10 protein-coding genes are annotated in these 8,789 nt (G+C 59.2%); 8 read left to right on the top strand and 2 right to left on the bottom strand.

All coding sequences use genetic code 11. The annotated features are described in order from the left end of the window. The 6 genes from M3O22_06245 to grpE all read left to right on the top strand — a co-directional run. A partial coding sequence (locus M3O22_06245; protein ID MDP9196345.1) for a hypothetical protein occupies positions 1-1,296 on the top strand: 1,296 nt, incomplete at its 5' end. A gap of 15 nt (positions 1,297-1,311) precedes the next feature. After that, positions 1,312-2,412, top strand: a complete 1,101-nt coding sequence (gene fbaA / locus M3O22_06240; GenBank protein MDP9196344.1) for a class II fructose-bisphosphate aldolase — start codon at positions 1,312-1,314, stop codon at positions 2,410-2,412. 100 nt (positions 2,413-2,512) lie between these two features. Then, complete coding sequence (gene minC / locus M3O22_06235; protein ID MDP9196343.1) at positions 2,513-3,265, top strand: septum site-determining protein MinC; 753 nt, start codon at positions 2,513-2,515, stop codon at positions 3,263-3,265. Positions 3,266-3,321: 56 nt separating this feature from the next. Then, on the top strand, positions 3,322-4,125 hold the full coding sequence (gene minD / locus M3O22_06230) for a septum site-determining protein MinD (protein MDP9196342.1): 804 nt from the start codon (positions 3,322-3,324) through the stop codon (positions 4,123-4,125). Next, entirely contained in the window at positions 4,122-4,418 is a 297-nt protein-coding gene (gene minE / locus M3O22_06225) for a cell division topological specificity factor MinE (GenBank protein ID MDP9196341.1), read from the top strand. The genes minD and minE overlap by 4 nt, the downstream gene beginning before the upstream one ends. A gap of 11 nt (positions 4,419-4,429) precedes the next feature. Beyond that, positions 4,430-4,981: a nucleotide exchange factor GrpE gene (gene grpE, locus M3O22_06220; GenBank protein MDP9196340.1), complete on the top strand. Its 552-nt coding sequence runs from the start codon at positions 4,430-4,432 to the stop codon at positions 4,979-4,981. Between the two features lie 130 nt (positions 4,982-5,111). Here the strand turns inward: grpE and grxD are convergent, their stop codons facing one another. Together grxD and M3O22_06210 are read right to left on the bottom strand one after the other, a co-directional pair. Then, positions 5,112-5,450 carry a Grx4 family monothiol glutaredoxin gene (grxD, locus tag M3O22_06215; GenBank protein ID MDP9196339.1) on the bottom strand — a complete coding sequence of 113 codons (339 nt, stop codon included), beginning with the start codon at positions 5,448-5,450 and terminating at the stop codon, positions 5,112-5,114. After that, positions 5,447-5,704, bottom strand: a complete 258-nt coding sequence (locus tag M3O22_06210) for a BolA family transcriptional regulator (protein MDP9196338.1) — start codon at positions 5,702-5,704, stop codon at positions 5,447-5,449. Before M3O22_06210 ends, grxD begins: the two co-directional genes overlap by 4 nt. Before the next feature lie 328 nt (positions 5,705-6,032). On the opposite strand from M3O22_06210, the gene M3O22_06205 reads away from it, so the two are divergent. Both M3O22_06205 and M3O22_06200 read left to right on the top strand, forming a co-directional pair. After that, positions 6,033-6,998 carry a succinylglutamate desuccinylase/aspartoacylase family protein gene (locus tag M3O22_06205; GenBank protein ID MDP9196337.1) on the top strand — a complete coding sequence of 322 codons (966 nt, stop codon included), beginning with the start codon at positions 6,033-6,035 and terminating at the stop codon, positions 6,996-6,998. A 264-nt stretch (positions 6,999-7,262) separates the two neighbouring features. Beyond that, a partial coding sequence (locus tag M3O22_06200) for a hypothetical protein (protein ID MDP9196336.1) occupies positions 7,263-8,789 on the top strand: 1,527 nt, incomplete at its 3' end.

The raw sequence follows: 8,789 nt of genomic DNA, 5'->3' as shown, positions 1-8,789 counted from the left end.
GTCCTTGTCTCTGTCGCTCCTGTCCAGGCGCCGATCCTGTCTTCCCCGCCTGTCCCGCCCAGAGCAGACATTGCGGCAGCGCAACCCTCCCTGCCGCCTCCGTCCCATCCAGTGATTGCCCGGACAGCAGCTAGGCCTGTTCCTGTGCCGTCTGATTCTGCAGCCCTGGAGACACAGAAGATCATCGCCCGGAGTTATGGAAACACTGCAGGAGAGCCTGTCCGGAAGATGGCCCTTCAGCCCGCCTGGATACCACCCCGGACTGCGCTGCCGCCTTCCGGAAGTCTTTCCCCCAAAGCCCTGGCGACCGTTGCAGCAGCTTCGGATCCGGGGATATCCGCCGCACAGCGGATCCGGGCTGCCTCGCCCCCACCGGCTGCGGAAATGCAACCCCTTCCTCCGCAGGCGCAGGCCCGGGTAGTGTCTGTGGATATTCCTGCTGCCTCTGCCCCCTCTCCGGCTGCCGTTTCCGCGCCGCCGGTACAGGCGGATCCTGACGCTATCCCGGAAGGCATAAAGATCCGCGTTCTTCCCGCTGCCGCTGTCAATGTCGTCGCGGTTCCGGTACCGACTCCTGAACCTCCCGTACAGGCTCCTGCAGTGGCCCGGGCAAACATTGTTGATGTTCCTGCTCCCCAGACCGCCTCTCTCCCTCCTGCCCTGCCGCCGGCAGAACCAGCGCCGGAGGTGAAACAGCCTTTCCTGGACCGGATCCTGTCCCATATCCGCAGCAAGCCGCCTGAACCGGCGCCGGCCCCTGTGGCGCAGCAGTATGCTGCAGCGCCGGCCTTGGCTGTGCCGGACCGGCAGTATCCGGACAGCCGGTCCATGGCCGTGATCTCGCAGATCCGGTCAACAGCTTCTGCCCGGGAAATTCCGTCAGTTTCCCGGGATCCTGCTCCTGCAGTTCCGGTCTACATCCCGGTCGTTGCTCCCACACCTGCAGCGCCGCCGCCTGTGGTACAGGCTTCTGCCCCCCCTCCTGAATCTCCCCCTGTACAGGAAGCACTTCCCGCCCCCGAAGAAGTACTTCCACAGGCTGAAACCCCGGCCCAGGTCCAGCAAGCCTCTGTTCAGCCAACACCGGAAGAACGGCGGGCGCAGCAGCAGGAATGGCTGAAAACATGCCCGAAGCGCGCCTGGCTGTCTGTCGCCAAAAGCGATGCGCGCAAGCCGGCGTGGATCAAGGGCGGCCCGGACAGCCTTGGTCGCTGCCGGGTCTCCTACAGGGGGTATACCGCCGCCAGCGATGAATGGGTAACATCCGACCGTATGGATGTTCTGGCCGCACAATAATAATCAGGAAAGATCATGTCACAGACAGCTGCACAACCTTCTTCCGCCAACACCCTGAAGCCCGGCGTCGTGACGGGGGACGCCTACAGGGCCCTTGTCGCAGCCTGCAAGGCGGGGGGCTATGCCCTTCCGGCCGTGAATGTGACAGGGACAAATTCGATCAACGCTGTGCTGGAAGCCGCAGCCCGCAATCGGTCCGACGTGATCATCCAGCTGTCCAATGGCGGTGCCCAGTTCTATGCCGGCCAGGGCCTGTCGTCACATCCGGACTCAAAGGTTCTGGGCGCAGTATCCGCCGCACAGCATGTTCATCTTCTGGCCGAATACTATGGTGTGTGCGTTGTGCTGCACACGGACCATGCCAACAGGGGACTTCTGCCCTGGATTGATGGCCTGGTCCGCCATAACCGGGAGCATCTGGAGAAGATCGGCAGGCCCCTCTTCTCCTCCCACATGATCGACCTGTCCGAGGAACCGCTGGAACAGAACCTGGCCACGTGCGCCCGGTATCTGGAACAGCTGGCGCCCCTGGGGATCAGTCTGGAGATTGAGCTGGGCGTCACGGGCGGTGAGGAAGACGGTGTCGGCCACGACCATGACAGCAGTGCTGACAACTCCCGCCTCTATACCCAGCCCGAGGATGTCCTTGCAGCGTACAGGCTGCTGTCCCCGCTGGGGCATTTCAGCGTCGCCGCGTCCTTTGGAAACGTGCATGGCGTCTATGAGCCAGGAAACGTAAAACTGCGGCCGGAGATCCTGAAAAATTCCCAGGCGCTGGTGGAGAAAGAACACCAGCTGGCCCCCAATCCGCTGGATCTGGTGTTCCACGGCGGGTCCGGCTCGGAAAAGGAAAAAATTGCGGAAGCCATCCGCTATGGCGTCTTCAAGATGAATATCGACACAGACACCCAGTTCGCCTTTGCAAAGCCCGTTGGTGATTATGTAAAAGCCAACCCGAAAGCCTTTGAACACCAAATCGATCCCCAGGATGGAACGCCGTTCAAGAAAATCTATGATCCCCGCCGGTGGCTGCGCCTGGGGGAACAGGGCCTGGTCGAACGGCTGGGCGAGGCCTTTGTGGATCTTGGTTCAAAGGGCCGTTCTGTAGCAAGCTGAAAGCAGCGTCCAAAACCATCTTTGCAAGGCACAACCTTTTTCCGCTATAAGCCTGAGAGACAGGTGATTCAAGCGCTTCAGCACTGAAGGATTCAAGGTCATGCCCAGGACGTCTGCCGCTGCGAAATCAGCAGAAACCACCCTTCCCTTCCAGATCCGGGGATCCGCCTTTACGGTGATTGTGCTGAAGGTGCTGGATCCTGAAGATCCTTCCTTTTTTCCCCAGCTGGCCATCAAGACCCGCCAGGCGCCGGCCTTTTTCCACAACGCCTCTGTGGTCATCGACCTGGAAGACGTGAAAACCGGGATGGGTGTGCCCGAGCTGTCCTCATTCGTCTCCCGGCTGAAGCACTGCCACCTTGTTCCCATCGGGGTACAGGGCGCCTCTGCCGCCATCCAGAAAGCGGCCCTTGCCATCGGCCTCGGGATCATGAGCCAGGGACGTCCGGCCCGGGAAACCGCGCCAGCGCAGACGCAGGCCCAGGCCGATGCTCCTCCGGCTGCCCGCGACCCGGCTCCGGCCTCCGGAACCCTTGTCATTACAGAACCTGTCCGTTCGGGCCAGCAGGTGTACGCTTCCGGCGGCGATCTGATCATTCTGGCGCCTGTCAGCCCGGGGGCAGAACTTCTGGCCGACGGACATATCCACATCTATGGCCCCCTGCGCGGACGGGCTCTGGCAGGCCTTGGCGGGAACCAGAACGCCATGATTTTCTGCTCCAGCCTTGAGGCGGAGCTGGTTTCTGTTGCAGGGGTCTACCGAATCAGTGAAGATATTGAAAAGAATCTTTGGAAGAAAAGTGTCCGGATTTCCCTGGACAACGGATATCTGAGGATTGATCCGTTGACCTGAACCGGCAGCGGAAGACAGACCAGGAGGGAATCTTGCCAGAATCCAAAGTCATCGTCATGACGTCCGGCAAGGGCGGCGTGGGAAAAACAACATCCAGTGCCGCATTTGGCGCGGGGCTTGCCCTGCGTGGCCACAAAACGGTCCTGATCGATTTCGACGTCGGTCTGCGCAACCTGGACCTGATCATGGGGTGTGAGCGCCGGGTTGTTTTTGACTTTATCAATGTCATCAACAACGAGGCCAGGCTGAACCAGGCCCTGATCAAGGACAAGCGTCTCGAGAACCTGTACATTCTTCCCGCGTCACAGACCCGGGACAAGGATGCCCTCACCCGGGACGGCGTTGTGCGGGTGATCGAGGAACTGAAAAAGGATTTTGACTACGTCATCTGCGACAGCCCAGCCGGCATCGAGACAGGCGCCCTGATGGCCCTGTACTATGCCGACCATGCGATTGTGGTCACCAACCCCGAGGTTTCCTCGGTCCGCGACAGCGACCGTATCCTGGGCGTTCTTTCCTCAAAATCCCGCCGGGCGGAAATGAACCTGCCGCCTGTCGAGACCCATCTGCTGCTGACCCGCTATGATCCTGAACGGGTCGAACGGGGTGAGATGCTGCGCATCGAGGACGTTCTGGAAATCCTGGCGATCCCGCTTCTTGGCGCCATTCCGGAAAGCAAGACCGTTCTGCGGGCGTCCAACATGGGGGTTCCGGTCACACTGGATGAGGAAAGCGCCGCCGGCCAGGCCTATATGGATGCCGTCGGACGCTTCCTGGGTGAGAAAAGGGAGCACCGCTTCCTTGAGGTGGAAAAGGAAGGCGGCTTCCTGCAACGCCTGTTCAGCAGGAGGACAGCATGAGCCTGTTCAGCTTTTTGCGCACAAGCCCCCCCAAGACATCCGCTGTCCAGGCCCGTGAGCGCCTGCAGATCCTGCTGGCCCACGAACGGTCCAGCCTGTCCGCACCGGATTTCCTTCCGCAGCTGCAGAAGGATCTGATCCAGGTCATCAGGAAGTACGTCCAGATTCCGGACGACAAGGTGCTGGTCAAGCTTGACCGGGCTACGGATGTCTCGACCCTGGAAGTCAACATCGAGCTTCCGGGCCCACCGGTTGACAGCAGCCGGGGCCGTATGCGGACCATGGCGGGCTGATCCGGCAGGCCATGACAAAGCAGGATCAGGATACAGTTGAGGACGGAGCTCCGGACGCTGTGGCACCGGGGGAAGCTGCTGCTTTTGAAACGCCGGCTGATGCCCGTGTTGCAGAGCTGGAAGCCGAGGTCGCCACCCTGAAAGACCAGGCGCTGCGTGCGCTGGCCGAGGCCGAGAATACGCGCCGCAGGGCAGCCCGGGAGAATGAGGATACGGCCCGCTATGCCGTGGCCTCCTTTGCCCGGGAAATGGCGACGGTGGCTGACAACCTGCGCCGTGCGCTGGAAGCCGTGCCAGCTGAACAGGCCGCCGGCAATGATGTCCTGAAAACCCTGGTGGCAGGCGTTGAGGCGACCGAGCGTCAGCTGTCAGCTGTGTTCGAGAAAATGGGCATCCGGAAAATCGACCCTGTGGGCCAGCTTTTTGACCCCAACCTGCATCGCGTGATGTTCGAGGTCGAGAATACGGGAAAACCGGCCGGAACGGTCGTCAACGTCCTGCAGCCCGGTTACATGATCCACGACCGCCTGTTGCGCGAGGCCCTGGTCGGCGTTTCTAAGTAAGCCTGCATTCAGAAACAATGTCATCCTGAGCGAAGTGTTACACAGTGATACGAAATCGAAGGATCTCTTTTTATGGAAGAAGATCCCTCCGCTACGGTCGGGATGACAGGAAAGCAGTAAAGAAACAGCCCTACGCCGCCGTTCTGACAGGAATCCCCTTGTCCTTCAGCAGCTGCTGGAGCTCGCCGGTCTGGAACATCTCGCGGGTGATGTCACAGCCGCCGATGAACTCGCCCTTGATGTACAGCTGGGGAATGGTGGGCCAATTGCTGAAATCCTTGATGCCCTGGCGGATCGCCGGATCGGCCATCACATTCACATCCCTGAAGGATACACCCAGGGTATTCAGAACCTGCACGACCTGGGCGGAAAAGCCGCACATGGGCGATGCTGCGGTTCCCTTCATGTAAAGAACCACATCGTTGCTGCTGATGTCTTTCCGGATCTGGTCCTGGATATCTGTGCTCATTGTTTTCCTCCTGTCTGGCTGTCTTCGGGAACGCCGGTAGTCAGGGCCAGCGCGTGCAGCTCGCCCCCCATGCGTCCTTTCAGGGCCGCATATACCATCTGGTGCTGCTGGACCCGGGACTTGCCCCGGAAGGCCTGTGACAGGACATGGGCCGCATAATGGTCCCCGTCCCCGCGCAGATCCTGGATTCGCACGACAGCATCCGGAATTGCTTCCCGGATCATCTGCTTGATCACTGCTGCTTCCATGGGCATGGCGCCCCTCCGTTTCCGGACGATCGTATACACCCTTTTATGGTTTCATGCGAGGGTGAAGAAAATTCCCCTTGCTTCCGGAAATGCTTTCACAGAATAATAACCCCATGAAGACACAGTCCCACATCAGGAGCCGCGCTCCCCTCTCCATCCGGCGCCGACGTACCGGCGGCGGACTGGCGTGATGTCTTCATTCTGACAGGATTTTTCTCTTCTTCCTTCTGACATCACACGGTCCCTGCAGCCTGTCCTGGCATGGGGCAGGATCTGTTGTGCCGCCTTTTTTTCCGTGCCTGGCTTTTCCCCGATGCATACACGGAGACAAAAGATGAAAATGCATATCAGATCCCGGGCCACGCCTTCCGGAATATTTATCACTGAAGTCGCCATGGGAGACGGGCCGACAGCCGCTGTCTTTGCTGGCGTTCACGGGAACGAACGCGGCTCCCGGAGAGGTGCCCAGGATTTCCTGTCTTCTGTCCTGAAACAGCCGCTGATAACCGGTGGAAAGCTGGTTGTTGTCCAGAACGCCAACCCGCTGGCCTGCATTCTTGGAAAACGGTCTGTCGATACCGATATGGCCCGCTGTATCAACAACCCCGATGCGGCCGGAGCCGGATATGAGTCCATACCGGCCCGCGAACTGAAAGAACTGTGCGACAGCATCAAACCCGATGCTGCGCTTGATCTGCATACCATGGGCGGAAAGACCGTATTTGATCCGGTCAATCCCCTCCCCGTATTCGGGTTTCTGGACCATCCTGAAAACCAGGAGATGCTTTCAGCCCTCGGGGTTCCCACACAGGTTACAGGCTGGCCTGAGCTTCACGGCCAGGAGTATGACCTGGCCATGTACATACAAAGCCTGGGAGGAAAAGCGCTGGTGGCCGAGTGCGGCCATCACGACGATCCCGCCAGTGCAGGATCGGCATGGCACCTTGCAGTCAACCTTCTGCGTTTCATGGGGATGATTCCGGAGGATCACATGAAACCGGATGTACCCTCCGGACTTCTGGCCGACGGGAAAAATCCTTCCCGCGTTCATCTGGTCAAACGCATCCCGGCGGTGGAAGGCGCCGTGTTTGCGCAGGCCGGATTTTACAACTTCATGCCGGTCGAGCCTAGTCAGGTTATCACAGAGGTGGATGGCAAACCCGCCTTTACAGTCCCGGATGATGGCAACAGCTATCGTCTGGTCATACCCAAAACTGACAACAAGGGGAATATTACCGTTCCCCCGGGGCAGACCTGCGCCCTGCTGGGCCGCGTAACAACCCCTGATTTGCGGATCTGATCCCAAGTAAACCAGAGGCCAGTACAGAACATTCTGTACTGGCCATTTTCCTGTGTCCGGAAATATTTGTTTGGCGCGAAAGTATTCCTTGGGACTATGGTCCCCCGGAAACAGGAATGGTTCAGGGCAAAAACATGGCCGGTCAACAGTTGGTTCAGGAACAGGCGCAACAGGACAGGTCAGCAGATTCCTGACACCACTTTTTCCAAGGGACGAAAGTATTTCCGGGCGTCATAATCCCGGAAAAGCTTTATGGAGCCTGACATGGCCAGATGGTTTGTTTTCGGCAAAGAATGGAAAAGGATCCTGGAAGAGGAAACCGGGGTTCACGGGCCTGCAGTTCACCAATCCCTGACACAGTATGCTGAAAAACTGAAAGTCAGCCAGGCGCTGGCAGACTTCCTCTCCCGGGCGCCTGGACAGATTCTGCAGTCTCCCCACGGAATTCTTGACAGGGCGCGCACTGTCCTGACAACGGGCCTGAACCAGGATATAGCCGATGCCCTGCACACAGTCCGGCAGGCGAAACCCGAAGATATTGTTCCTCTGGTCATGCCCCTGGATAATGCCATTAAGCAAGCTGCCTGTTTCAAACGCCCCCCGGAGTTTCCACAGGGAGATTTCCTTGGTGCCCTGGGCCAGCGGGCCGGCTGGATCAAGGCAAGGACTGCACAGCGCAGGGCGCTTCTGGTCCTGGTTGAGGCGCAATCGAAGGAACTGGACAGGGCACGCCCGGAAAAGACGAGACGTGCTGCACAGACTGTCCTGCAGATCAGCGAGCTTTATGACGGTCTTGTAACGGCCCTGTCCGGAAACAGGTGGAAAACGGCAAAAGGCCTTGTTGTCATTGAAAATCTGCTCAACTCAGATGCATGGAAGATACTTGCTGCAGAACAGAGACTGCAGATCCTGACGGCGCCGACACAGGGCTGTAGAACGGTTCTCGAGGATCTTTGGAAATGTTCCCCGAAGAACAGGAAAAGGTCCCTGTTTGAAGAGGCCCTAGGACTGATACCGGGTCTGCGTGGAAAGGCTGTTGACACTGTTCTTGCCACAGCCAGCCCGCAGATGAAAAAAGATCTTGAGCAGTACAAGCCTGCCAGCTTGCTGAACTCACTGAACCAGCTGAAGCAGAATGGCACATCACAGAACGGCGATCCCGGCTCATCAGGTCAGGCCGTTGTGGGGGACAGTCATAGCCCTTCCTTTTATGATCCTCCCTTTACGAATGAGGATCTGAATACCTTCCTTGCAAACCAGGCTTTTGCCTCTCCCCACGACGGGCCCGGGCATACATCCGGCCGCAGCGGCGGCGCAGAACCCGGATGCAGCAACGGTGCACATAGTGCCGGGCATGGCAGTGGCGCAGAACCCGGCTGTAGCGGCGGCGGTGGAGATGGTGGCGGAGCGGATTCCGGCTGTGGCGGCGGAGGTGGATGTGGTGGTGATCTGAGAGCTTTTCTCTCTTCTGCTGGCGTGGCGGACAATACCGGTCCCCTGGAGGCATCAACCTGGCAGGCTGTAACAGCCAGGTCTCTGATTGGCCGGATCATGTCCATTCCGGACATCAGCAGGACAGCCGGCGTATGGTCACAGCTGGACCGGGAGCAGAGACAGGCTTTCTTGCAGTCGGTGGCAGACTGTGCCGCAGCGGCCTGTGGCATGCCGGATATTGCCGTGCAGATTTTCAATGAAGAGCCATCCGGAAACGGGATCCGGAGGGGCTATGTTGACCGGGAGCGGTCCATCATCTGGCTGAACATGCACCCGCTTGCGAAGCTGGATAACTTT

Source organism: Pseudomonadota bacterium (assembly GCA_030775045.1).
Classification (GTDB): domain Bacteria; phylum Pseudomonadota; class Alphaproteobacteria; order JALYJY01; family JALYJY01; genus JALYJY01.
The sequence above is the reverse complement of the archived record's forward strand: the minus strand, read 5'-3'. Positions and strand labels throughout refer to the sequence as shown.